General features: G+C 65.2%; 21 protein-coding genes and 1 pseudogene. 15 read left to right on the forward strand and 7 right to left on the reverse strand.

Annotation, left to right across the window (positions count from 1 at the left end; all coding sequences use genetic code 11):
• Positions 1-420, forward strand: a pseudogene (locus tag HMPREF3014_RS35260) (AlgP family protein); the annotation flags it as partial.
• Here HMPREF3014_RS35260 and HMPREF3014_RS34190 read toward each other — a convergent pair.
• Entirely contained in the window at positions 417-896 is a 480-nt protein-coding gene (locus HMPREF3014_RS34190; protein ID WP_003099227.1) for a TIGR02444 family protein, read from the reverse strand. The pseudogene HMPREF3014_RS35260 and the gene HMPREF3014_RS34190 overlap by 4 nt on opposite strands.
• Positions 897-941: 45 nt before the next feature.
• Here HMPREF3014_RS34190 and HMPREF3014_RS29655 point away from each other — a divergent pair, with 45 nt between their 5' ends.
• The 6 genes from HMPREF3014_RS29655 (at position 942) to HMPREF3014_RS29680 (ending at position 7,615) form a co-directional block, all read left to right on the forward strand.
• Entirely contained in the window at positions 942-2,858 is a 1,917-nt protein-coding gene (locus HMPREF3014_RS29655; RefSeq protein ID WP_003114037.1) for an ATP-binding cassette domain-containing protein, read from the forward strand.
• A complete protein-coding gene (locus HMPREF3014_RS29660) occupies positions 2,858-3,436 on the forward strand; it encodes a mechanosensitive ion channel family protein (protein ID WP_003111256.1) in 579 nt (192 codons plus the stop codon). The genes HMPREF3014_RS29655 and HMPREF3014_RS29660 overlap by 1 nt, the downstream gene beginning before the upstream one ends.
• Positions 3,437-3,442: 6 nt before the next feature.
• Positions 3,443-4,201 (forward strand): TerC family protein, encoded by a 759-nt coding sequence (locus HMPREF3014_RS29665; RefSeq protein WP_003099222.1) that lies wholly within the window; start codon positions 3,443-3,445, stop codon positions 4,199-4,201.
• A 229-nt stretch (positions 4,202-4,430) separates the two neighbouring features.
• On the forward strand, positions 4,431-5,060 hold the full coding sequence (locus tag HMPREF3014_RS29670; RefSeq protein ID WP_003096365.1) for a LysE family transporter: 630 nt from the start codon (positions 4,431-4,433) through the stop codon (positions 5,058-5,060).
• A 104-nt stretch (positions 5,061-5,164) separates the two neighbouring features.
• Entirely contained in the window at positions 5,165-7,066 is a 1,902-nt protein-coding gene (locus HMPREF3014_RS29675; RefSeq protein WP_031630550.1) for a cytochrome c/FTR1 family iron permease, read from the forward strand.
• A 66-nt stretch (positions 7,067-7,132) separates the two neighbouring features.
• The gene (locus HMPREF3014_RS29680) at positions 7,133-7,615 is read left to right on the forward strand and encodes a YaiI/YqxD family protein (protein WP_023087907.1); all 483 of its coding nucleotides are present in this window, start codon (positions 7,133-7,135) and stop codon (positions 7,613-7,615) included.
• Here the strand turns inward: HMPREF3014_RS29680 and HMPREF3014_RS29685 are convergent.
• The 3 genes from HMPREF3014_RS29685 to HMPREF3014_RS29695 form a co-directional block, all read right to left on the reverse strand.
• Positions 7,600-8,073 (reverse strand): thioesterase family protein, encoded by a 474-nt coding sequence (locus tag HMPREF3014_RS29685; RefSeq protein WP_003118044.1) that lies wholly within the window; start codon positions 8,071-8,073, stop codon positions 7,600-7,602. The two genes, HMPREF3014_RS29680 and HMPREF3014_RS29685, sit on opposite strands and share 16 nt — an antisense overlap.
• A gap of 95 nt (positions 8,074-8,168) precedes the next feature.
• On the reverse strand, positions 8,169-8,837 hold the full coding sequence (elbB, locus tag HMPREF3014_RS29690) for an isoprenoid biosynthesis glyoxalase ElbB (RefSeq protein WP_003099212.1): 669 nt from the start codon (positions 8,835-8,837) through the stop codon (positions 8,169-8,171).
• A 163-nt stretch (positions 8,838-9,000) separates the two neighbouring features.
• Positions 9,001-9,591: a DedA family protein gene (locus HMPREF3014_RS29695; RefSeq protein ID WP_003096354.1), complete on the reverse strand. Its 591-nt coding sequence runs from the start codon at positions 9,589-9,591 to the stop codon at positions 9,001-9,003.
• Positions 9,592-9,835: 244 nt separating this feature from the next.
• Here HMPREF3014_RS29695 and hemB point away from each other — a divergent pair, with 244 nt between their 5' ends.
• Positions 9,836-10,849 carry a porphobilinogen synthase gene (hemB, locus tag HMPREF3014_RS29700; protein ID WP_003118043.1) on the forward strand — a complete coding sequence of 338 codons (1,014 nt, stop codon included), beginning with the start codon at positions 9,836-9,838 and terminating at the stop codon, positions 10,847-10,849.
• Positions 10,850-10,866: 17 nt separating this feature from the next.
• Entirely contained in the window at positions 10,867-13,077 is a 2,211-nt protein-coding gene (gene ppk1 / locus HMPREF3014_RS29705) for a polyphosphate kinase 1 (RefSeq protein WP_003099209.1), read from the forward strand.
• Here ppk1 and ppx read toward each other — a convergent pair.
• The gene (gene ppx, locus HMPREF3014_RS29710; protein WP_003114040.1) at positions 13,064-14,569 is read right to left on the reverse strand and encodes an exopolyphosphatase; all 1,506 of its coding nucleotides are present in this window, start codon (positions 14,567-14,569) and stop codon (positions 13,064-13,066) included. The two genes, ppk1 and ppx, sit on opposite strands and share 14 nt — an antisense overlap.
• Positions 14,570-14,767: 198 nt before the next feature.
• Here ppx and trxA point away from each other — a divergent pair, with 198 nt between their 5' ends.
• The 5 genes from trxA to HMPREF3014_RS29735 all read left to right on the forward strand — a co-directional run bounded on the left by trxA (position 14,768) and on the right by HMPREF3014_RS29735 (position 21,169).
• Positions 14,768-15,094: a thioredoxin TrxA gene (gene trxA / locus HMPREF3014_RS29715; protein ID WP_003096336.1), complete on the forward strand. Its 327-nt coding sequence runs from the start codon at positions 14,768-14,770 to the stop codon at positions 15,092-15,094.
• A 244-nt stretch (positions 15,095-15,338) separates the two neighbouring features.
• The gene (gene rho / locus HMPREF3014_RS29720) at positions 15,339-16,598 is read left to right on the forward strand and encodes a transcription termination factor Rho (RefSeq protein ID WP_003096334.1); all 1,260 of its coding nucleotides are present in this window, start codon (positions 15,339-15,341) and stop codon (positions 16,596-16,598) included.
• A gap of 69 nt (positions 16,599-16,667) precedes the next feature.
• On the forward strand, positions 16,668-18,656 hold the full coding sequence (locus tag HMPREF3014_RS29725; RefSeq protein WP_003457805.1) for an acyltransferase family protein: 1,989 nt from the start codon (positions 16,668-16,670) through the stop codon (positions 18,654-18,656).
• Between the two features lie 78 nt (positions 18,657-18,734).
• Entirely contained in the window at positions 18,735-20,201 is a 1,467-nt protein-coding gene (ubiD, locus tag HMPREF3014_RS29730) for a 4-hydroxy-3-polyprenylbenzoate decarboxylase (protein WP_023087906.1), read from the forward strand.
• Positions 20,201-21,169 carry a CDP-6-deoxy-delta-3,4-glucoseen reductase gene (locus HMPREF3014_RS29735; RefSeq protein ID WP_003096331.1) on the forward strand — a complete coding sequence of 323 codons (969 nt, stop codon included), beginning with the start codon at positions 20,201-20,203 and terminating at the stop codon, positions 21,167-21,169. Before ubiD ends, HMPREF3014_RS29735 begins: the two co-directional genes overlap by 1 nt.
• Positions 21,170-21,205: 36 nt before the next feature.
• Here the strand turns inward: HMPREF3014_RS29735 and glpT are convergent, their stop codons facing one another.
• Together glpT and HMPREF3014_RS29745 are read right to left on the reverse strand one after the other, a co-directional pair.
• Entirely contained in the window at positions 21,206-22,552 is a 1,347-nt protein-coding gene (gene glpT, locus HMPREF3014_RS29740) for a glycerol-3-phosphate transporter (RefSeq protein ID WP_023087905.1), read from the reverse strand.
• A 248-nt stretch (positions 22,553-22,800) separates the two neighbouring features.
• Entirely contained in the window at positions 22,801-23,778 is a 978-nt protein-coding gene (locus tag HMPREF3014_RS29745; protein WP_003114042.1) for an NADPH:quinone oxidoreductase family protein, read from the reverse strand.
• 154 nt (positions 23,779-23,932) lie between these two features.
• Between HMPREF3014_RS29745 and HMPREF3014_RS29750 the strand changes: the two genes are divergently transcribed.
• The gene (locus HMPREF3014_RS29750; RefSeq protein ID WP_003096328.1) at positions 23,933-24,352 is read left to right on the forward strand and encodes a flagellar basal body-associated protein FliL; all 420 of its coding nucleotides are present in this window, start codon (positions 23,933-23,935) and stop codon (positions 24,350-24,352) included.
• Positions 24,353-24,468 lie beyond the last annotated feature (116 nt).

Consider the following 24,468-nt stretch of genomic DNA (forward strand, 5'->3'; position numbering starts at 1 on the left):
GCGAAGCCTGCTGCGAAACCGGCGGCCAAGCCTGCGGCGAAAACCGCGGCAGCGAAGCCCGCAGCCAAGCCGACGGCGAAGCCTGCTGCGAAACCGGCGGCCAAGCCCGCGGCGAAAACCGCAGCCGCGAAGCCCGCAGCCAAGCCAGCTGCGAAGCCTGCGGCGAAACCGGCGGCCAAGCCTGTGGCGAAACCCGCGGCCGCGAAGCCTGCAGCCAAGCCGGCTGCGAAGCCTGCGGCGAAACCGGCGGCCAAGCCTGCGGCGAAACCCGTAGCCGCGAAACCTGCCGCAGCCAAGCCCGCCACCGCTCCTGCTGCGAAGCCTGCGGCGACTCCCAGCGCCCCGGCAGCCGCCTCCAGCGCTGCTTCGGCAACGCCTGCCGCGGGCAGCAACGGCGCCGCCCCGACCAGCGCCTCCTAAGGCGCTGTCTGCAAAGCCGCCGAGCCAAGCACCAGCAAAGCCCGGCGCTCTGCTTCCGTGCAGATGTCCCGGCTGCAGGCTTGCAGCCAGGCATCCGCACTGCGATTCGCTTCCTGGCCCTCCAGCCAGGCTGTGGCCAGGTCGGCCAGGCGTTGCAGGTGTTCCCGTTCCGCTCGTAGTTCCTGGGCCTTCATTTCCTCGCGGAGTTCGGCCAGGCAGGCGTCGTGGGTTGCCGCTTCGCGCCAGGCGCAACGCAATCTGCGCAGGGGTTCGATGACCGTTTCGCGCCAGGGACGCGCGGCGTTCTCCAGGATCTGGGCGCGTTCTTTCGAGCAGCTCACACCGCGCCTGCCAAGCCAGGCGGCGACCAGCAACAGGCAGACGTCCGCACCTTGCTCCTGAAGCGCGAGGCAAGCCGTTTCCACGCCCGGCCGGGCATAGACGTCCACCGCGAATTTCCAGACATTTCCAGTCATACAGCCTCACGCTCCGCAAGGGCGAAACTGATAAACTCCGCCGCCATGATCCGACTCCTCAATCTTACGCTACAGCGCGGGCCGCAGCGCCTCCTGGAAGCTGCTGAACTGACCCTGCACGCCGGCCAGAAAGCCGGTCTCATCGGGGCCAATGGCGCTGGCAAGTCCAGCTTGTTCGCGCTGTTGCGCGGCCAGCTCGGGCAGGATGCCGGCGACTGCCTGTTGCCCGCCGACTGGCGCATCGCGCACATGCGCCAGGAGGTCGATACCCTGGATCGCCTGGCGGTGGATTACGTGCTCGACGGCGACAGTCGCCTGCGCGAGATCCAGGCGGCGCTGGCCGTCGCCGAAGCGGCGCACGACGGTTCTGCCCTGGCGCGCCTGCATACCGAGCTGGACAACGCCGACGGTTATACCGCCGATGCACGGGCGCGCAAGCTGCTGGCCGGGCTCGGCTTCAGCAGCGAGCAGATGGAGCGCCGGGTCGGTGATTTCTCCGGTGGTTGGAGGATGCGCCTGAACCTGGCGCAGGCGCTGATGTGCCCGTCCGACCTGCTGTTGCTCGACGAACCGACCAACCACCTCGACCTGGACGCCATCCTCTGGCTGGAAGAGTGGCTCAAGGGTTATCCCGGCACTCTGGTGCTGATCTCCCACGACCGCGACTTCCTCGATGCGGTGGTGGACCACGTGGTGCATCTGGAAAACCGCAAGCTGACCCTCTACCGCGGCGGCTATTCCGCTTTCGAGCGGACCCGCGCCGAGCGGCTGGCTCAGCAACAGCAGGCCTACGAGAAACAGCAGGCGCAGCGTGCGCACATGGAAAGCTTCATCGCCCGCTTCAAGGCCAAGGCCACCAAGGCGCGCCAGGCGCAGAGCCGGATCAAGGCGCTGGAGCGTCTAGAGGAACTGGCGCCGGCACATGTCGATTCGCCGTTCAATTTCAGTTTCCGCGAGTCGGACAAGATCTCCCGGCCGTTGCTGGATCTCGGCGAAGGCCGTCTCGGCTATGGCGACAAGGCGGTGCTGGAGAAGGTCAAGCTGCAACTGGTGCCCGGTGCGCGGATCGGCCTGCTCGGTCCCAACGGCGCCGGCAAGTCGACGCTGATCAAGACCCTGGCCGGGGACCTGCCCGAGCTGGGCGGCCGCCTGCTGCGCGGCGAGAACCTGGCCATCGGGTACTTCGCCCAGCACCAGCTCGATTCGCTGGATCCACAGGCCAGCCCGTTGCTACATCTGCAGCGTATCGCCCCCGGCGAGCGCGAACAGACCCTCAAGGACTTCCTCGGCGGCTTCGACTTCCGCGGCGTTCGGGTGGACGAGCCGGTATTGAACTTCTCCGGTGGCGAGAAAGCGCGCCTGGCCCTGGCGCTGATCGCCTGGCAGAAGCCCAACCTGCTGCTGCTCGACGAGCCGACCAACCACCTCGACCTGGAAATGCGCCTGGCCTTGACCATGGCTCTACAGGAGTTTTCCGGGGCGGTCCTGGTGGTTTCCCACGACCGGCACCTGCTCAAAAGCACCACCGATGAATTCCTCCTGGTCGCCGATGGGCGCGTGGTGCCGTTCGATGGCGATCTCGACGATTACGCCCGTTGGCTGGTCGACTATCGCGCGCGCAAGGCGCCGCAGGCCGAGACCGCGCCGGGTGCGCCGACCGAACGCACCGACAAGCGCGCCCAGCGCCAGGCAGCGGCCGCGCTGCGCCAGCAGCTGGCGCCGCACAAGCGCGAGGCCGACAAGCTGGAGCGCGAACTCGGCGGCCTGCACGAAAAGCTAGCCGCTATCGAGGCGCGGCTGGGCGACAGCGCCCTGTACGACGTATCGCGAAAGGACGAATTGCGCGAGTTGCTGTCCGAACAATCGAGCCTGAAGGTTCGCGAAGGCGAGCTGGAGGAACGTTGGCTGGAGGCCCTGGAAACCCTCGAAGCCCTGCAGAAAGAACTAGAGGCCAGTGAGTGATGGAAGACTTGCAGGTGTTGACGCAGACCTGGAGCGGGCCGCTGGTGGTGGCGCTGCAGATCCTGCTCATCCTGCTGGTCGCCTGGCTGCTACAGCGCCTGGTCCGACGCACGGTGACCCGTATCGGCGAGCGTTATCCGGTGCCGCCGGAGCTGCTCCTGCCGCTGCGTGGGGGCCTGCGCTGGCTGATCATGGTCAGCGCACTGATCATGGTGCTGGAGCGCCTGGGCGTGTCCGCCGAAGTGCTGTGGACCGCGCTGACCGGTTTCGCCGCGGTGGCGGCGGTAGCCTTCTTCGCCATCTGGAGCGTGCTCTCCAACCTGTTCTGTGCGTTGCTGATCTTCACCGTCGGGCCGTTCCGCATCGGCGACCGCGTGGAGCTGATCGATAGCGCCGACAAACCGGGCGTCACCGGACGCGTGGTTGCCATCAATCTCTTGTATACGACACTGGAAGAAACCCTCGAGGATGGCTCGCCGGGCCCGCTGCTGCAGGTTCCCAACAGCCTGTTCTTCCAGAAAGCCGTGCGTCGCTGGCGTGGGCCAGGTTTTTCAACTCCAACAAAAAACGGGAAATAACCATCTATGGAATGGCTCGCCAGTCCTGAAATCTGGGTTGCGTTCCTGACCCTGACCGCCCTGGAAATCGTCCTCGGCATCGACAACATCATCTTCATCTCGATCCTGGTCGGGCGCCTGCCGCCGGCCCAGCAACCGAAGGCGCGCTTCTTCGGCCTGGCCCTGGCCATGGGCACGCGGATCCTGCTGTTGCTCTCGATCACCTGGGTCATGCGCCTGACCACCGACCTGTTCCACCTGTTCGGCCAGGGCATCTCCGGGCGTGACCTGATCCTCTTCTTCGGCGGCCTGTTCCTGCTGTTCAAGAGCACCATGGAGATCTACCACAGCCTGGAAGGCGCGGAAGAAGAGCAGAAGAGCGGCGGCAAGGTCCACGGCTTCATGGGCATCATCGTCCAGATCGCGATCATCGACATCATCTTCTCCCTGGACTCGGTGATCACCGCCGTCGGTCTGGTGCAGAACGTGCCGGTGATGGTCGCGGCGATCGTCATCTCGGTCGGCGTGATGATGCTGGCGGCAGGCACCATCAGCGACTTCATCGAGAAACACCCCTCGCTGAAGATGCTCGCCCTGTCGTTCCTCATCGTGGTCGGCACCGTGCTGGTGGCCGAGTCCTTCGAAGTGCACGTGCCGAAAGGCTACGTCTACTTCGCCATGGCCTTCTCCCTGGCGGTGGAGGCGCTGAACATCCGCTTGCGCGGAGCCCTGGCGCGCAAGCGCGGCGAAGAGCCGGTGAAGCTGCGCAAGGGTTCGCCGGACTGAGAGCGTTCGGGGCCAGGGCGAATAGCCGCATCGCGGTGGTCTGCCCAACATGGCTGAGCGCGTATCCTCGGGAAAGCCCGGCATCTGCCGGGTTTTTTCTGTCCGCCAGGTTGCGCCCGCAAAGGTTGGGCGAGGCGCGTGGTCGGAAAACCTGTGCGGCTGCTCCGCCTTGGTGCACACTGGCTTTTTCGTTCCCGCCGCCAGCCGCGTTCGCTTTCCGAGGTGTGCAATGCTCGTCAGTACCTGGTTCGCCTTCTTCCTCGCCTGCTGGGCCATCAGCCTGTCGCCGGGCGCCGGAGCCATCGCCTCGATGTCCTGCGGGTTGCAGTACGGCTTTGCGCGAGGCTACTGGAACGCGCTGGGCCTGCAGATCGGCCTGGCCCTGCAGATCGCCATTGTCGCCGCCGGCGTCGGTGCGTTGCTGGCGACCTCGGCACTGGCTTTCAGCCTGATCAAGTGGTTCGGCGTGGCCTACCTGGTGTACCTGGCGGTGCGCCAGTGGCAGGCGCCGCCACAGGCCTTGAGCACCGATGGCGAACGGCCTCTGGGGCGACCGTTGACCCTGGTGCTGCGTGGTTTCCTGGTCAACGCCAGCAATCCCAAGGCGGTGATCTTCATGCTCGCGGTGCTGCCGCAGTTCATCGACCCGCACCAGCCGCTGCTGGCGCAATACCTGATCATGGGCGGCACCATGATCGTCGTCGACCTGATCGTCATGGCCGGCTACACCGGGCTGGCTGCGCGCGTGCTACGCGTACTGCGTTCGCCGCGCCAGCAGAAGCTGGTGAACCGTACCTTCGCCAGCCTGTTCGTCGGTGCCGCGGGGCTGCTGGCGACGGTACGCCGAGCGCCGCTCTGAGCCGCCCGACACGCTGATGGGCGTGATTGTTACAGAGTATTTCTTGCATGGGCGGGAAGGCGAAGGGACAATTTAATCTCTTCCATTCTCACTTCGTCTTCGCCATGCACCCTCCGAAAATCCTGCTGTGGCTGCTGCCGCTGGTCTGCGCGTTCAGCCTTGGAGCTCTTGCCGACACGGCCGTCGACCCCTCCCAAGCCTTGCATCTGTTGAGTTACCTGGCGGCCGACTATCCGCCGACCGTGGCTGACGGCAAGATCGTCGACCCCAGCGAATACCAGGAACAGGTGGAGTTCGTCGGCAACCTGCAGGCATTGGTCCTGACCCTGCCGATGCGCCCCGAGCGCGCCGAGCTGGAGAGGGGCGTCGCCAGCCTGCGCCAGGCCATCGAGCAGCGCTTGCCGGGAAGGGACGTGGCCCTCCAGGCGCGCAACCTCGAGGCACGGGTGGCGGATATCTACCAGGTGGTGCAGACCCCCGCGATCACCCCCGACCCGAGCCGCGCGGCGCCGATCTATGCCCAGCAGTGCGCGATCTGCCATGGCGATGCGGGCAAGGGCGACGGCCCCGCCGGCATCGGCCTGGAACCGCCGCCAGCGAACCTCACCGATCGCCAGCGCCTCGACCACCTGAGCCTCTACGACCTGCGTAACGTCATCGGCCTGGGCGTGGCGGGCACCGACATGCCGGCGTTCGCCGACCAGCTCGACGAACGCCAGCGCTGGGATCTGGCCAGCTATGTGGCCGGCCTGAGCGCCCGCAGTGCGCAGCCGGACAAGGCCCATGCCTACCCGCTGGCGACCCTGGCCACGCAGACTCCGGCCGAAGTCGCCGAGTACGACGGCGAGGCCGCTGCGGAGAGCTTCCGCGCCCTGCGTGCGCATCCGCCGCTGGAGCAGCGCGGTCCTGGGCAGTTGATCGACTATACCGCCGCCACCCTGGACAAGAGCTTCGCGGTCTATCGCGAAGGCGACCGCGACCAGGCCTACGACCTGTCGGTGGCGGCCTACCTGGAAGGCTTCGAGCTGGTGGAAAGCTCGCTGGACAACGTCGACGCCGATTTGCGCCGCTCCACCGAGAAGCAGCTGATGGCCTACCGCCAGGCGTTGCGCGATGGCCTCCCGGAAACCCAGGTGGCGCAACAGCTGGAGCTGGCCAAGGGCAAGCTGGCAGAGGCCGCCAAGCAGCTTGGCGGCGACTCGCTGAGTTTCTCCATCAGTTTCGTTTCCGCCTTGTTGATCCTGTTGCGCGAAGGGGTAGAGGCAATCCTGGTGCTTGCCGCCATCCTCGCCTTCCTGCGCAATACCGGGCAGGAAAGTGCCGTGCGTGGCGTGCACGTCGGCTGGGGGCTGGCCTTCGTCGCCGGCTTCGCCACCTGGGCGTTGGCCGCCTATGTGATCGATATCGGCGGTGCCCAGCGCGAGCTGATGGAGGGCTTCACCTCTCTGTTCGCCTGCGTGATGGTGCTCTGGCTCGGCGTCTGGATGCACGACCGCCGCCACGCGGCAGCCTGGCAGGACTACATCCGCAGCAGCCTGGTGGGCGGTGGCGGACGCTTCGGCTTCGCAGTGCTGGCGTTCTTCTCGGTCTACCGCGAGTTGTTCGAGGTCATCCTGTTCTACGAAACCCTCTGGTTGCAGGCCGGACCGGCCGGGCACAATGCCGTGATCGGCGGCGCGGCGACCGCCGTGGTCCTGCTGATCGGCCTGGCCTGGGTGATCCTGCGTGGTTCGGCGAAACTGCCGCTGGGGTTGTTCTTCAGCATCAACGCGGCGTTGCTCTGTGCGCTCTCGGTGGTGTTCGCCGGACATGGCGTCATCGCCTTGCAGGAAGCCGGGGTGATCGGCACCCGTCCGGTGCCGTTCTTCGACTTCGACTGGCTGGGGATCAAGGCTGACGCCTATTCGCTGTCGGCCCAGGCCATGGCAATGGTGGCCATCGCGCTGCTCTACGGACGTAGCCGGATCGTCGAGCGCCGGCGTGCGGCGGCCAACGCCGCCGACTGAGCGGGTTCGCGCAACCACGACGGCCAGTGCGATACTGGCCGTCGTCATTTCTACGGAAGTCCGTTCATGCGTATCTGGATCGATGCCGACGCCTGCCCCAAGGCGGCCAAGGAACTGGTCTGCAAGTTCGCCCTCAAGCGCAAGCTGGAAGTCTGGATGGTCGCCGGCCAGCCGCAGGTCAAGCCGCCGTTCGCCTGCGTGCGTCTGGTGGTGGTGGAAAGCGGGATGGATGCGGCTGACGATTACCTGGTGGAGCAGGCCGAGCCGGGCGACCTGGCGATCTGCAGCGACGTACCGCTGGCCGATCGGCTGATCAAGAAACAGGTTGCCGCCCTCGATCCTCGCGGCCGCGAGTTCGACGCGCGGAACATGGGCGATAAGCTGGCCATGCGCAACCTGATGGCCGACCTGCGTGACCAGGGGCAGATGGGCGGCGGCCAGGCGCCCTACGGTGAGCGTGACCGCCAGGCGTTCGCCAACGCCCTGGACCGCTTGCTTACCCGCCTGCAGCGGGTAGCCGATCTACGCGCGAGTCAGCCGCACAGATAGGTACCGGTACCGACGGCGACCAGCGTGCCGTCGTCGCTATGCAGTTCCGAGCGCACCACTGCGACCTTGTTGCCCGAGCGAAGCGGCACCGCATGGGCGGTGAACGTCCGGCCGCGTCCCGGGCGCAGGTAGTCGACGCGCAAGTCGATGGTGCCGAGCTTCGACAGCCGCGCCATGCGCTCGTGGCCTGGCAGTTCGCGATGCCGTTCGAGGGCGCCGATCAGGGCCATCGCTCCGCCGGTGACGTCGAGCAGGCTGGAGATCACCCCGCCGTGGAGAATGCCCTGAACGAAGTTGCCGATCAGTTCGTCCTTCATCGGCAGGTCGAGGACTACCCGCTCGCGGCCGAGGCTCACCACGCGGATGCCGAGCATGCGGTTGAAGGGGATGCGCTGGAAGAAATCCGCCACCAGTTGGTGGACGTCGTCAGGCAGGGCGGAGGAGGGCGTTTCGCTCATCGCGGCGTCTCGATTCGATGGTTTCGAGACGCACGCTGGCGTAGCGGCACGGATTTGAAAAGGGCGGCGGCGCGACCGCCCTCGTGCTTGGCCGATCAGGCCTTGTCCTGGTCCACCAGTTCGAGCACCCGGTCGACCAGCTTGTTGATCCCGGAAGCGGCTTCGGCTATCGACTGGGCGAGCATGTAGGCCGGGGTGGTCACCAGCTTGCGCGCGCTGTCTTCGACGATCTCGTCCACCGGCGCGTCGATGTGCTCGGCACCCATCTGCTTCAGCGCGTCGGCGGTGTCGGCGTCGTTGCCGATGGTGCATTGGACGCCGGCGCCGTAGATCTTCGCCGCCATCGCCGGAGCGATGCAGATCAGCCCGACTGGCTTGCCGGCTTCGGCGAAAGCCTTGGCCAGCGCCAGCACGTCCGGCTGCACCTGGCATTGCGCGCCGTTGATGGCAAAGTCGCTGAGGTTCTTCGCAGCGCCGAAGCCACCGGGCACGATCAGCGCGTCGTAGTCCTCGGCGCGGGCTTCGCGCAGGTCCTTGACTTCGCCGCGGGCGATACGCGCGGACTCGACCAGGACATTGCGGCTTTCCGGCATTTCCTCGCCGGTCAGGTGGTTGACCACATGGTGCTGGGCGATGTTCGGCGCGAAGCATTGTGCCTCGGCGCCTCGCTGGCTGAGGCGGAGCAGGGTGATCACGCTTTCGTGGATTTCCGCGCCATCGTAGACGCCACAACCGGAGAGGATGACGGCAACTTTCTTGTGCATGAGGCTTACTCCTTGGGAACGCAGGATCCGGACCGGACGGGCTGGCCGGGGTCGGTATCGCGCAAGCATAGCGAGCCGCCGGCCCCGGCGGCCAGCCGGAGCGGAGGGTACAAGGAGTTGGAGTGTGCGAAGGGGCCGGCTGTTCAGTCGCGCCGGCGCGGGTTCACTCGGATTTGTCGGCGTTGCCGCCCGCGCCGTTGCCGCGTGGTGTCTTGAAACGCCGCCATAGCCAGAGCAGCAGGCCCAGCACGATCAGGCCGCCGAGGACCATGAGTTCGTATTTCTTGATGTTGCCGAGCATGCCTTCCAGTACGCTGCCGAAATAGTAGGCGGCGGAGCCCAGCGCAGCGGCCCAGACGATGGCGCCGATGCCATTGAGAAGAAGATAGCGGGCCGGTGGATAGCCGGACAGGCCGATGGCCACCGGCATCACCGTACGCAGGCCGTAGACGAAGCGGAAACTCAGCACCCACAGGTCGGGATGGCGGCGCACATGGTCCAGCGCCTTGTCGCCGAGCTTCTGCCAGCGCGGCTTGCGCGCCAGCAACCGGCGGCCGTGGCGGCGTCCGAGGAAGTACCAGAGTTGGTCACCGGCGTAGCTGCCGAGGAAGGCGGTGAGAATCACGGTATCCAGCTGCATGTAGCCGCGGAAGGCAAGGAACCCGGCCAGCACGAGAATGGTTTCGCCCTCGAAGAAAGTACCGAGAAAAAGGGCGAAATAGCCGAAGTCCTGCAGGAATTGTTGGAGCATCATCGGGGCAGCGAAGCGAAATGAACGCGCAGCCTAACTCGGTTGAGGGCGTGGGGAAAGCGCGATCGTCACGGCTCAGGTCATTGATTGTGCAATGAATGGCCTTTGCCGCTGGCTTTTTGCGATGATTGGCGGTGCGGCAGGATGCCGCGACCTTGAGTCACTGTCGTCGCTTGTTGCCAATCCGTCATAATCAGGGACTATAACTGTCACACTGTGCCCGTTATCTGGGCCCTGGAGTAAAACCGTGAGCTTCACTCCCGCCAACCGCGCCTATCCCTACACCCGCCTGCGGCGCAATCGCCGCGATGACTTCTCCCGCCGCCTGGTCCGCGAGAATGTCCTCACCGTCGACGACCTGATCCTGCCGGTGTTCGTCCTCGATGGGGTCAACCAGCGTGAAAGCATTCCGTCGATGCCCGGCGTCGAGCGCCTGTCCATCGACCAGTTGCTGATCGAGGCGGAAGAGTGGGTGGCCCTGGGCATTCCGGCGCTGGCGCTGTTCCCGGTGACCCCGGTGGAGAAGAAGTCCCTGGACGCCGCCGAGGCATACAACCCGGAAGGCATCGCCCAGCGCGCCACCCGCGCCCTGCGCGAGCGCTTTCCGGAGCTGGGCATCATCACCGACGTGGCGCTCGACCCGTTCACCACCCATGGCCAGGACGGCATCCTGGATGACGATGGCTACGTCCTCAACGACGTCAGCATCGACGTGCTGGTACGGCAGGCGCTGTCCCACGCCGAGGCCGGCGCCCAGGTGGTAGCGCCCTCGGACATGATGGACGGTCGCATCGGTGCGATCCGCGAGGCCCTGGAGTCTGCCGGCCACACCAATGTGCGGATCATGGCCTACTCGGCCAAGTACGCCAGCGCCTACTACGGTCCGTTCCGCGATGCGGTCGGCTCGGCTTCGAACCTCGGCAAGGGCAACAAGGCCACCTACCAGATGGATCCGGCGAACAGCGACGAGGCACTTCACGAAGTGGTCGCCGACCTGGCCGAAGGCGCCGACATGGTGATGGTCAAGCCGGGCATGCCCTACCTCGACATCGTGCGTCGGGTGAAGGATGAATTCCGCGCCCCGACCTTTGTCTACCAGGTCAGCGGCGAGTATGCGATGCACATGGGCGCCATCCAGAACGGCTGGCTGGCCGAATCGGTGATCCTCGAGTCCCTTACCGCCTTCAAACGTGCCGGCGCCGATGGCATTCTGACCTACTTCGCCAAGCAGGCCGCAGAACAATTAAGACGGGGGCGTTGACCCCCTCGGGAAGATGAATGAATACGCAGCAAGGACTTGATGAGATCGAACGTATCGCCGCCGACGAAACCGTAGTGGCGAACGTGGAAAGCGAAGCAGAAGTGAAGATGGCCGAAACGATCCCGGTGGAAACGCCACCTGCGGTGGTTCCCAGCGTGGATGACAGCAGCCTGTACATTCATCGCGAGCTCTCCCAGTTGCAGTTCAACATCCGCGTGCTGGAACAGGCGCTGGACGAGTCCTACCCGCTCCTGGAGCGGCTGAAGTTCCTCCTCATCTTCTCGAGCAACCTCGACGAGTTCTTCGAGATCCGCATCGCCGGCCTGAAGAAGCAGATCACCTTCGCCCGCGAGCAGGCCGGCGCCGACGGCCTGCTGCCGCACCAGGCCCTGGCGCGGATCAGCGAGCTGGTCCACGAGCAGGTATCGCGGCAGTACCGGATCCTCAACGAGACCCTGTTGCCGGAGCTGGCCAAGCACCAGATCCGCTTCATCCGCCGGCGTCACTGGACGCTGAAGATCAAGACCTGGGTGCGGCGCTTCTTCCGCGACGAGATCGCGCCGATCATCACCCCGATCGGCCTCGACCCGACCCACCCGTTCCCGCTGCTGGTGAACAAGAGCCTCAACTTCATCGTCGAGCTGGAGGGGATGGATGCCTTCGGCCGCGACTCCGGCCTGGCGATCATCCCGGCGCCGCGCCTGCTGCCACGGATCATCAGGCTGCCGGAAGACGTTGGCGGCGAGGGCGACAACTACGTGTTCCTGTCGTCGATGATCCACGCCCACGCCGACGACCTGTTCCCCGGCATGAAGGTGAAGGGCTGCTACCAGTTCCGCCTGACCCGCAACGCCGACCTGTCGGTGGACACCGAGGATGTCGAGGACCTGGCCCGCGCGCTGCGCGGCGAGCTGTTCTCGCGTCGCTACGGGGATGCGGTACGCCTGGAGGTGGTGGATACCTGCCCGCAGAACCTGACCAACTACCTGCTCAAGCAGTTCGGCCTGTCCGAAAGCGAGTTGTACAAGGTCAGCGGCCCGGTCAACCTGACCCGCCTGTTCAGCGTCACCGGCCTGGAAAGCCATCCGGAGCTGCAGTACCCGCCCTTCACCCCGGCGATCCCGCGTCTTTTGCAGAAGAAGGAAAACCTCTTCAACGTCCTCAGCAAGCTCGACGTGTTGCTGATGCACCCGTTCGAGTCCTTCACTCCGGTGATCGACCTGCTGCGCCAGGCCGCCAAGGATCCGAACGTGCTGGCGATCAAGCAAACCCTGTACCGCAGCGGCGCCAACTCTGAGATCGTCGACGCCCTGGTCGAGGCGGCACGCAACGGCAAGGAGGTCACCGCGGTGATCGAGCTGCGCGCCCGCTTCGACGAAGAGTCCAACCTGCAACTGGCCAGCCGCCTGCAACAGGCCGGTGCGGTAGTGATCTACGGCGTGGTCGGCTTCAAGACCCACGCCAAGATGATGCTGATCCTCCGTCGCGAGGACGGCGAACTGCGCCGCTACGCGCACCTGGGCACCGGCAACTACCATGCCGGCAACGCTCGCCTGTACACCGACTACAGCCTGCTGACCGCCGACGTGGCGCTCTGCGAGGACCTGCACAAGCTGTTCAACCAACTGATCGGGATGGGCAAGACGCTGCGCATGAAGAAGCTGTTGCATGCGCCGTTCACCCTGAAGAAGAACCTGCTGGAAATGATCAACCGCGAGGCGGCCCAGGCGGCGCTCGGCCAGCCTGCGCACATCATGGCCAAGGTCAACTCGCTGACCGATCCGAAGGTCATCCGCGCCCTGTACAAGGCCAGCCAGGCCGGGGTCAGGATCGACCTGGTGGTGCGTGGCATGTGCTGCCTGCGGCCGGGCATCCCGGGGGTCTCGCACAATATCCACGTGCGCTCGATCATCGGGCGCTTCCTCGAGCACAGCCGCATCTACTACTTCCTCAACGGCGGCGACGAGAAGCTCTATCTCTCCAGCGCCGACTGGATGGAGCGCAACCTCGACATGCGCGTCGAGACCTGCTTCCCGGTGGAAGGCAAGAAGCTGGTGCAGCGGGTCAAGAAGGAACTGGAAACGTACCTGACCGACAACACCCAGGCCTGGGTGTTGCAGGCCGACGGTAGCTACCAGCGGCTCAGTCCCACCGGTAACCAGAACCCCCGCAATACCCAGGCGACCCTGCTGGAGAAGCTGGCCGCGCCGGTGCTTACCGCACGTTGAGGCTGTAGCCGACCCGCTTGAGCCATTCGGCTTCCTGGGCGAAGTCGGCCTGGGTCAGCGGGTTGGCTTCCAGCCAGCCCTCGGGGAAGGTCACCGAAAGGCTCTTGGGCTCTGCCTTCAGACGCACCGAGGGCATTTCCTGGGTGCCGCGAATGTGGTGGAAGAGGATCGCGAAGCGCAGCACGATGCACAGGCGTACCAGCTTGTCGCCTTCCTCGGCGAACTCCGCCAGCTTGTCCGCCGGAATGTTGCGGCGGTGGCCGCGTACCAGTAGCGACAGCATCTGCTGGTCCTGGCGCGAGAAGCCAGCCAGGTCGGAGTGCTCGATCAGGTAGGCGCCGTGCTTGTGGTAGTGGTAATGGGCGATGTCCAGGCCGATCTCGTGGACCCGTGCGCCCCAGCTCAGCAGGTCGCGGTGCAGTTCGCCGTTCAGCTCCCAGGCGTCGCCGACTTCGGCAAGCACCTTGAGGGCCTTGGCCTCCACCCGCGAAGCCTGCTCCGGATCGACGTGGTAGCGCTGCATCAGCGAGCTGATGGTGCGTTCGCGCACGTCCTCGTGCTGGTGACGGCCGACCAGGTCGTAGAGAACGCCTTCGCGCAGGGCGCCCTCGGAGTGAACCATCTGTTCCAGTTCCAGCGCGTCGAAGATCGCTTCGAGAATGGCCAGTCCGGCCGGGAAGATGGTCCGGCGGTCCGGCTTGATCCCTTCCAGATCGAGCTTCTCCACGTCGCCGAGCTTGAGCACCTTGCGCTTCAGCCAGGCCAGTCCGTCCGGGCTGATCTCGCCGTTGCCGTGGCCGCCGGCCTTGATCGCCAGCGCCACTGCGCGGATGGTGCCGGAGGCGCCGACCGCCTGTTGCCAGCCGAGGCGCCGCAGGCTGTTCTCGATGCCCATCAGTTCCAGGCGTGCAGCCGTGTACGCCTGGGCGTAGCGGGCCGGGGTGATCTTGCCGTCGCGGAAGTAGCGTTGGGTGTAGCTGACGCAACCCATCTGCAGGCTTTCCCGCAGCTCGGACTCGAAACCCTGGCCGATGATGAACTCGGTGCTGCCGCCGCCGATGTCGCTTACCAGCCGGCGACCGCCACTGTCGGGCATGCTGTTGGCGACGCCGAGGTAGATCAGGCGGGCTTCCTCGCGGCCGGAGATGACTTCCACGGGATGGCCGAGAACCTCTTCCGCACGACGGATGAAATCGCTGCGGTTGCGCGCCTCGCGCAAGGCGTTGGTCGCGACCACGCGTACGGAACCCTGGGGCATGCCGCTGATGAACTGGGCGAAGCGGCGCAGGCAGTCGAGGCCGCGCTGGGTGGCCTCTTCGCTGAGATTGCGCTCCTCGTCGAGGCCGGCGGCCAGTTGGACCTTCTCGCCCAGCCGTTCGAGGATGCGGACTTCGCCGTGGATATTGGCCTTGGCCAGACAGAGGTGGAAACTGTTGGAGCCCAGGTCCAGGGCGGCAATCAGCGGGAATGCCTCGGCAGGTTTTTGCGGCATGCTTTGCAAGTCCATTGGAAAACTGCGCCATCCTGCCACGATAGGGCGAGGGTCGCCAATGCGGCAGCCGATCAATCGGGAATCAGCCGACCAACGATAGAGACTCTCAATCGGCTGCGCCTTCCGGCGAGGGTCAAGGCGGGATATGATGGTCGGCACTTTCGCGTTTCAATTCGCGTCCGACTACGGAGAGATTTCATGAGCGAACATATCGTCAACGTTACTGATGCCAGCTTCGAGCAGGACGTGCTGAAGGCCGACGGCCCTGTGCTGGTGGACTACTGGGCCGAGTGGTGCGGTCCGTGCAAGATGATCGCGCCGGTGCTGGACGAAGTCGCCAGGGACTATCAGGGCAAGCTGAAGGTCTGCAAGCTGAACATCGACGAGAACCAGGATACCCCGCCGAAATACGGCGTGCGTGGCATCCCTACCCTGATGCTGTTCAAGGACGGCAATGTCGAGGCGACCAAGGTCGGCGCACTGTCCAAGTCGCAGCTGGCGGCCTTCCTCGACGCCAATATCTGAGCCGGGCCCAGGCCTCGCTGGAAAGCCCCGCGATTCGCGGGGCTTTTTTTTGCGTTTCTATAGACGCCACCCGGCCACGGTGTTAAATTCGGGTTCGCGACGTTTTTTCCGTCGCCTTCTGCATGCCGTCCCGGACGCACTTCCTACTCGAACTTTCTAGCGCTCCTGTCGCCCCCTTGCGACACGGCTTTCCCAAGCTCGACGCTTTCTCCAATTCCTCTTTCTGCGTACCTATCTCTTTCCTATGAATCTGACCGAACTCAAGCAAAAGCCGATTGCCGAACTGCTGGAAATGTCCGATGCCATGGGCCTGGAAAACATGGCCCGTTCGCGCAAGCAGGACATCATCTTCGCCCTGCTGAAGAAGCACGCGAAAAGTGGTGAAGAGATCTCCGGCGATGGCGTGCTGGAGATTCTTCAGGACGGCTTCGGCTTCCTGCGCTCCGCCGACTCTTCCTACCTGGCCGGCCCCGACGACATCTATGTCTCGCCGAGCCAGATCCGGCGCTTCAACCTGCGCACGGGCGACACCATCATCGGCAAGATCCGGCCGCCGAAAGAGGGCGAGCGTTACTTCGCCCTGCTCAAGGTCGACTCGATCAACTTCGATCGTCCGGAGAATGCGAAGAACAAGATTCTCTTCGAGAACCTGACGCCGCTGTTCCCCAACGAGCGGATGAAGATGGAAGCCGGCAACGGCTCCACCGAAGACCTGACCGGCCGCGTCATCGATCTCTGCGCGCCGATCGGCAAGGGCCAGCGCGGCCTGATCGTGGCGCCGCCGAAGGCGGGCAAGACCATCATGCTGCAGAACATCGCCAGCAACATCACCCGCAACAACCCCGAATGCCACCTGATCGTCCTGCTGATCGACGAGCGCCCTGAGGAAGTGACCGAAATGCAGCGCACCGTGCGCGGCGAAGTGGTCGCCTCGACCTTTGACGAACCGCCGACCCGTCACGTACAGGTCGCCGAGATGGTGATCGAGAAGGCCAAGCGCCTGGTCGAGCACAAGAAGGACGTGGTCATCCTGCTCGACTCCATCACCCGTCTGGCGCGGGCCTACAACACCGTGATCCCCAGCTCCGGCAAGGTGCTCACCGGCGGTGTCGACGCCCATGCCCTGGAGAAGCCGAAGCGCTTCTTCGGCGCCGCGCGGAATATCGAAGAGGGCGGTTCTCTTACGATTCTCGCCACGGCGTTGGTGGAAACCGGCTCGAAGATGGACGAGGTGATCTACGAGGAATTCAAGGGTACCGGCAACATGGAACTCCCATTGGATCGCAAGATCGCCGAGAAGCGCGTGTTCCCGGCCATCAACATCAACCGTTCGGGTACCCGCCGCGAAGAGCTGCTGACCAGCGAGGACGAGCTCCAGCGCATGTGGATCCTGCGCAAGATCCTGCACCCGATGGACGAGATCTCCGCGATCGAGTTCCTCATCGACAAGCTCAAGCAGACCAAGACCAACGATGAGTTCTTCGATTCGATGAAACGAAAGTAGTCTTCGAGAGTACCAAACAAAGGCGCTCCGGTTGACCGGGGCGCCTTTTGCATATCTGGAGGGACGTGGATGTCGAGCCTGGCCTATCGAAGGGACATCGATGGTTTGCGAGCGTTGGCCATTCTGCCGGTGGTGTTCTACCACCTTGGCTTGGGGGGCATCACCGGCGGCTATGTGGGCGTCGATGTTTTCCTGGTCATTTCCGGCTACCTGATCACTTCGATCATCCGACGCGAGCAGCAGGCCGGACGTTTCAGCTTCGTCGACTTCTGGGCGCGCCGGGCACGCCGCATTCTCCCCGCGCTGTTCGTGATGATGGCGGCGAGCCTGGTGATCGGCTGGTTCCTCATGGCGCCGCGCGACTACGAAGAGTTAGGGCGTTCGGTTCGCTACCAGACGATGTTCGCCTCGAACATCCTGTTCTGGAAGCAGGATGGCTATTTCGACGCCGCGTCCGAATTCAAGCCGCTATTGCATACCTGGTCGTTGTCGGTGGAAGAGCAGTTCTACATTCTCTTCCCGCTACTGCTGGCCGCGATCTCCGGGCGCCTGCTGCGCTGGCGGCTCGCCATCCTCCTCGCGGTCCTGGCGCTATCGCTGGCGGCCAGCGTCTGGGCGGTGAGCCAGCGACCTGGCAGTGCATTCTTCCTCCTGCCGATGCGCGCCTGGGAACTCCTGGCGGGTGCCGCGCTGGCGTTGCTGCCGGGCGCTAGCCGCGGTCATTCGCAGTGGTCCCTGCAACTGGCGGCCACCCTCGGCATAGCGGCGATTCTCCTGCCGGTGTTCTTCTACGACAGCGACACTCCTTTCCCCGGCCTCGCGGCGCTGCCGGCGGTGCTTGGCACCGCCCTGCTGATCTGGGCCAACGGCGCAGGCGACACCTGGGCTCGCCGCCTGCTGGGCTGGCAACCGCTGGTCTGGTTCGGTCTGATCTCCTATTCGCTGTACCTCTGGCACTGGCCGCTGTACGTCTTCGTCCAGTACCACGCACTGGAAACCCTGGGCCTGCCGGCACGCCTGGGGTTGCTGGCGGCGAGCATCGGCCTGGCGGCACTGTCGCTGTACTACGTCGAGGCACCGTTCCGCGAGCGCAAGCTGTTCGCCGGGCGCCGGCAGATGCTTGGCGCGGCGCTGTGCAGCTTGCTGCTGCTGGGAGTCGTCGGCCAGTTGGTGCGGCATTACGACGGCGTGCCGTCGCGTCTTTCCGAGGAAGCCTTGCGTTATGCCAAGGCGTCCAAATGGCGCGATGGGCAGACCGACTGCATGTTCGACAAGAAGGCGCTCAGTCAGGAAAGCATCTGCCGCTTCCCGGCGGAACTGGCTGCCGAACGACCGCTGCTGGTCAGTTGGGGCGACAGCCATTCCGCGGCGTTGAGCCCGCTGCTGCGCGAACTGGCTACCAGTCGCCGACTGCCGATCTGGCAGGCTTCGCTGGCGGGCTGTCCGCCGTTGCTGGGGATGTTGGAAAAGGACACTTGCCTGCGTTTCAACCAGCAGATGCTCGAGTTCGTCGAACAGCAGCGGCCGGGCGGGGTGATCCTCGCCGGGCGCTGGGACATGTATATATACGGCGACTCGCAGGACGGTACCCGCAACATTCTCCGCGAGCCGGACGACACGCCGGACAGCTCGATCGCCGAGGCGCTGCTGCGGCAACGCCTGAGCGGGATGATCGAAAGGCTGAACGCGGCCGACGTACATGTCTGGCTGGTCAAGGACGTACCGCTGCTGCCATTCAAGGCACCGGCGCGGCTGGTGCGGCTGAGTCTGAGCGGGGAGGATGTCGGGCGCGCACGTTTTCCCTTCGCTGAGCACGCTGCGCGCGTCGCCTACGTGAATGCGCTGTTCGATGCGTTGGCCGAAGGCAACCCGCGGGTGAGCGTGCTCGACCCCTCCAGCGTGCTCTGCGATGGCCTGGATTGTTTCGCCGAACGTGATGGCTGGTCGCTGTACATGGATAACAACCACCTTTCGACCCAGGGGGCCCATGAACTCGGGCCTTTGTTCGAGCCGATGCTACAGAGCCTCGACGACTCGAGGATCGCCAGCCAGCAGTGACCGAATGCCGCGTTTGCCTGCTGCCGGATGGGCCGGGAGCAGGTAGGATGTGGGGTCTTGCAGTGAATGGTTAGGCCAATGACGTTCAAGGATCTCCGCGATTTCATCGCCCAGCTGGAGCAGCGCGGTGCGTTGAAGCGCATCCAGGTGCCGATTTCCCCCGTGCTCGAGATGACCGAGGTGTGCGACCGCACGTTGCGCGTCAAGGGCCCGGCATTGCTGTTCGAAAAGCCGACCGGCTTCGACATGCCGGTGCTCGGCAACCTGTTCGGTACGCCGGAGCGCGTGGCGCTGGGCATGGGCGCCGAGGACGTCGGCGCACTGCGCGAGATCGGCAAGCTGCTGGCGCAACTCAAGGAGCCCGAGCCGCCGAAGGGCCTCAAGGACGCCTGGGCCAAGCTGCCGATGTACAGGAAGGTCTTGTCCATGGCGCCGAAGGTGCTCAAGGACGCCCCCTGCCAGGAAGTGGTCGAGGAGGGCGAGGACGTCGACCTCGGCCGGCTGCCGGTCCAGACCTGCTGGCCGGGCGATGTCGGGCCGCTGATCACCTGGGGCCTGACCGTTACCCGCGGGCCGAACAAGGAACGGCAGAACCTGGGCATCTACCGCCAGCAGGTGATCGGCCGCAACAAGGTGATCATGCGCTGGCTCAGCCATCGCGGCGGCGCACTGGACTACCGCGAGTGGTGCCAGAAGCATCCGGGCCAGCCCTATCCGGTAGCCGTGGCGCTGGGCGCCGATCCGGCGACCATCCTCGGTGCGGTGACGCCGGTGCCGGACACCCTTTCCGAATACGCTTTCGCCGGCCTGTTGCGCGGGCATCGTACCGAGCTGGTCAAGTGTCGCGGGAGCGACTTGCAGGTGCCGGCCAGCGCCGAGATCGTCCTCGAAGGGGTGATCCACCCCGGCGAGATGGCCGACGAAGGTCCCTATGGCGATCACACCGGCTACTACAACGAGGTCGATCGCTTCCCGGTGTTCACCGTCGAGCGCGTCACCCGCCGGCAGAAACCGATCTACCACAGCACCTACACCGGGCGTCCGCCGGACGAGCCGGCGATCCTCGGGGTGGCGCTGAACGAAGTGTTCGTGCCGATCCTGCAGAAGCAGTTCCCGGAAATCGTCGATTTCTACCTGCCGCCGGAAGGTTGTTCCTACCGGATGGCGGTGGTGACCATGAAGAAGCAGTACCCAGGGCACGCCAAGCGCGTGATGCTCGGGGTCTGGTCGTTCCTGCGGCAGTTCATGTACACCAAGTTCGTCATCGTCACCGACGATGACATCGATGCGCGCGACTGGAACGATGTGATCTGGGCCATCACCACGCGGATGGACCCCAAGCGCGACACGGTGATGATCGACAACACGCCCATCGACTACCTCGACTTCGCCTCGCCGGTTTCCGGCCTCGGCTCGAAGATGGGGCTTGATGCCACCCACAAGTGGCCGGGCGAGACCAGCCGCGAATGGGGGCGCGCCATCGTCAAGGACGAAGCGGTGACACGGCGCATCGACGCCCTCTGGTCGAGCCTCGGGATCGACTGATGCGTATCGTCCTGCAACCGTCCGGCGCCTGCCTCGAGCTGCTGCCGGGGGAACGCATCCTCGATGGCGCCCGGCGGCTTGGCTACGACTGTCCGCAGAGCTGCCGCAACGGCAACTGCCATATCTGCGCGGCGCTGCTGGTGGAGGGGCGGGTACGCCAGAACGGCGAGGTACGCGATCATGGCGAACTCTTCACCTGCCTCGCTGAGCCGCTGGAAGACTGCGTGCTGCATTGGGACGGGGTGCTGGCGCCGGGTGAACTGCCTCTGCGCAAGCTGACCTGCCAGTTGAGCTTCTGCGAAGAGGTCGGCGGCGACGTCTACCGGGTCGGCCTGCGCGCGCCGGCCGGCAAGCCGCCACGCTATCACGCCGGGCAGTACCTGTTGCTGGAGCGTGACGGCGGCGACAGCGCGGCGTTTTCCCTGGCCTCCGCGCCGCATGCGGGACGCGACCTTGAGTTGCACATCCTGGCCAAGGAAGACAGTGCCGTCGCGCTGATCGCGCAATTGCAGCGCGAGCGCCTGGCACGGATCCAGCTGCCGTTCGGCGACGCGCATCTGGCGGAACTGCCCGACGGTCCGCTGGTGCTGATCGCCGCGGGAACCGGCATGTCGCAGATGCACAGCCTGATCGAGCACTGCCGCGCCGCCGGCTTCGCCCATCCTGTACATCTCTACTGGGGCGTTCGGCGTCCGGAGGATTTCTACCGACTGCCGCACTGGACGGAGTGGGAAGGCCTGCCGAACCTGTTCCTGCACCGGGTGGTCAGCGACCTCTGTGGCTGGGAGGGGCGCTGCGGCTTGCTGCACGAGGCGGTGCGCGAGGATTTCGCCGACCTGTCGAGCCTGCATGTGTATGCCAGCGGCTCGCCGGCGATGGTCTACGCGACCCTGGATGCCCTGGTCGAAGCAGGGATGGACGCGCACCAGATGCGCGCCGACGTGTTCGCCTACGCGCCGCGGGACTGAACGCGGCTCCGGCCTGGCGCCGGAGCCGCCGCGTCATCAGCCGGCTTGCTGCGACGCGGCCTGGACCGCGGGTTTGCGCAGGGTCAGGCAGAGGAACAGGATGGCCAGCAGGCAGGCGCCGATCAGCAGCTTGAAGCCACCGTCCCAGCCGAAGTGATCCACCGTGTAGCCGACCAGGGCGTTGGCCGCCACCGAGCCGCCGAGGTAGCCGAACAGACCGGTGAAGCCGGCGGCGGTGCCGGCCGCTTTCTTCGGCGCCAGCTCCAGGGCCTGCAAGCCGATCAGCATCACCGGGCCGTAGATCAGGAAGCCGATCATGATCAGCGCGGCCATGTCGATCGCCGGGTTGCCGGCCGGGTTCAGCCAGTAGATCAGGGTGCCGACGGTCACCAGGATCATGAACACCACGCCGGTGGCGCCGCGATTGCCCTTGAACAGCTTGTCCGACAGCCAGCCGCAGAGCAGGGTGCCGGGAATCCCCGCCCATTCGTAGAAGAAGTACGCCCAGGACGACTTGTCGACGTTGAAGTGCTTGGCCTCCTTGAGGTAGGTCGGCGCCCAGTCGAGCACACCGTAGCGCAGCAGGTAGACGAACACGTTGGCCAGGGCGATGTACCAGAGCAGCTTGTTGCGCAGCACGTAGGTGACGAAGATCTCCTTGGTCGACAGCTCGCGCTCGTGGTGTTCGTCGTAGCCTTCGGGGTAGTCGTCCTTGTGCTTCTCGATCGGTGGCAGGCCGCAGGATTGCGGGGTGTCGCGCATGGCGAAATAGGCGAATACGGCTACGCCCACGGCGACGATGGCCGGCACGTAGAAGGCCGAGCGCCAGTCGCCGAACAGCGCCAGGCCGAGCAGGAACAGCGGGCCGATCAGGCCGCCGCCGACGTTGTGGGCGACGTTCCACACCGAGACCACGCTGCCGCGCTCCTTCTGCGACCACCAGTGGACCATGGTCCGTCCGCTCGGCGGCCAGCCCATGCCCTGGGCCCAGCCGTTGATGAAGAGCAGGACGAACATGATGGCGACGCTGGAGGTAGCCCAGTGCGCGAATCCGAAAATGAACATCACCGCCGCCGACACCAACAGGCCGAACGGCAGGAAGACCCGTGGGTTGGAACGATCCGAGACCAGGCCCATGATGAATTTCGACAGGCCGTAGGCGATGGCGATGGCCGACATCGCGACACCCAGTTGACCGCGGCTGTAGCCGTCCTCGATGAGGTAGGGCATGGCCAGGGAGAAGTTCTTGCGCAGCAGGTAGTAACCCGCGTAGCCGATGAAGATACCGGCGAAGATCTGCCAGCGCAGGCGCCGGTAGGTGCTGTCCACCTCGGCATCGGGCAGTGGCGCCTGGTGTGGCGCGGGACGAAAGATTCCGAACATCGCGAGCTCCGCTTGTTGTTGTGTCGCGCCTTTTTACGCGGTTGCGAACACTACATTTTTCGTAAATGAAAAAATAGCGGAAATGTTACAGGTTGAGTGCATTGGTCGGAAATAAGAAAGCCCCGGTCGGAAACCGGGGCCTTCATAGGGAAAAACATCTGACAGCGTGGGCCTCGGCCGGTGTATCGCTCCGGCCCGCCATGCCTTTCTCCGCACGGGCGGGAGGCAATACTCGCCGCCTTCGTGGCTCAGCGAACCTCCACCACCACCTTGCCGACCGCCCTGCGCTGGCCGAGGGCGTCGATAGCGTCGCCGGCCCGTTCCAGCGGGAAGCGCTGCGACACCAGCGGCTTCAGTTTGCCTTCGGCGTGCCAGGCGAACAGCTGGCGGAAGTTGTCAGCGTTGTCCTGCGGCTGGCGTTGGGCGAACGATCCCCAGAACACGCCGACCAGCGAGGCGCCCTTGAGCAGGGTCAGGTTGGCCGGCAGCGAAGGGATGCTGCCGCTGGCGAAGCCGACCACCAGCATCCGTCCGTTCCAGGCGATGCTGCGGAAGGCCTCCTCGAACAGTTCGCCGCCCACCGGATCGTAGATCACATCGACGCCCTGGCCGCCGGTCAAGGCCTTGAGCTGCTCGCGCAGGCTACCTTCGCTGTAGTTGATCAGTTCGTCGGCGCCGGCGGCCTTGGCCACGGCGAGCTTGTCGGGGGTACTGGCGGCAGCGATCACCCGCGCGCCCATGGCCTTGCCGATCTCCACGGCAGCCAGCCCGACCCCGCCGGAAGCGCCGAGCACCAGCAGGGTCTCGCCGGGTTGCAGATTGGCGCGCTGTTTCAGGGCGTGCATCGAGGTGCCGTAGGTCATGCCGAAGGCGGCGGCGCTGGCGAAGTCCATGCCTTCGGGAATCGGCATCACGTTATAGCCGGGCACCTTGACCTGCTCGGCGAAGCTGCCCCAGCCGGTCAGGGCCATGACCCGGTCGCCGGGCCTGACGTGGGCGACCTTTTCGCCGACCGCGGCGACCACCCCGGCCGCCTCGCCGCCCGGGGAGAAGGGGAAGGGCGGCTTGAACTGGTACTTGCCCTCGATGATCAGGGTGTCTGGGAAGTTGACCCCTGCGGCGTGCACATCGAGGAGGATTTCGTTCTTCGCCGGGCTCGGGCTGGCGATTTCTTCCAGGACCAGGCTGCTGGCCGGGCCGAAGGCTTTGCAGAGGACGGCTTTCATCGGGGACGCTCCAGTTTGCGGTCCGGCCAGTGTAGGAGGGAGACGCCGGGGGTCAATCAGCATCGCCGCAACTGATGGTTGTCCATAAACCCCGGGCTTGGGCCCGGCCGAGAGTCTGGCTATGCTTGCCGGCATTCGTCGAGGAGATGCGCCCGTGAGAACCCCCATTGCCCTGTCGCTGGCCCTGTGCCTGAGTCTGTTCCCGTCGTTCGCCTCGGCCGAGGAGGCCGCGCCGGAAGGCGAGGGCGCGAACAAGCCGGTCTACGTCGACCTGACCCCGGCGCTGGTCGGCAACTACGGCAGCGGGCCGCGCCTGCAGTACTACAAGGCCGACATCGCCCTGCAGGTGGCCGACAAGGACGCGGCGACCAAGGTCGAGCATCACGAGCCCTTGATCCGCAACCAGTTGATCATGCTGTTCGCCCAGCAGACCGACCAGAGCCTGGGTACGGTCGAGGCCAAGGAAAGCCTGCGCCAGGAGGCGCTGAAGCAGGTCCAGCAGACCCTCGAGCAGGAAGAGGGCAAGCCGCTGGTGACCGACCTGCTGTTCAACAACCTCATCGTCCAGCCCTGAGGTCAACTATCCGTTCTGTCCCGCGCTCCCGGATGCGAGGCACCGGCGATTCTGCTTTCCTGTGAGATTCGGTCGGGCGCGTCTGACGTGCATCAACACCCGCGCGCCGCCCTGGA

It is taken from the genome of Pseudomonas sp. HMSC065H01, from assembly GCF_001815235.1.
Taxonomy (GTDB): Bacteria; Pseudomonadota; Gammaproteobacteria; order Pseudomonadales; family Pseudomonadaceae; genus Pseudomonas; species Pseudomonas aeruginosa.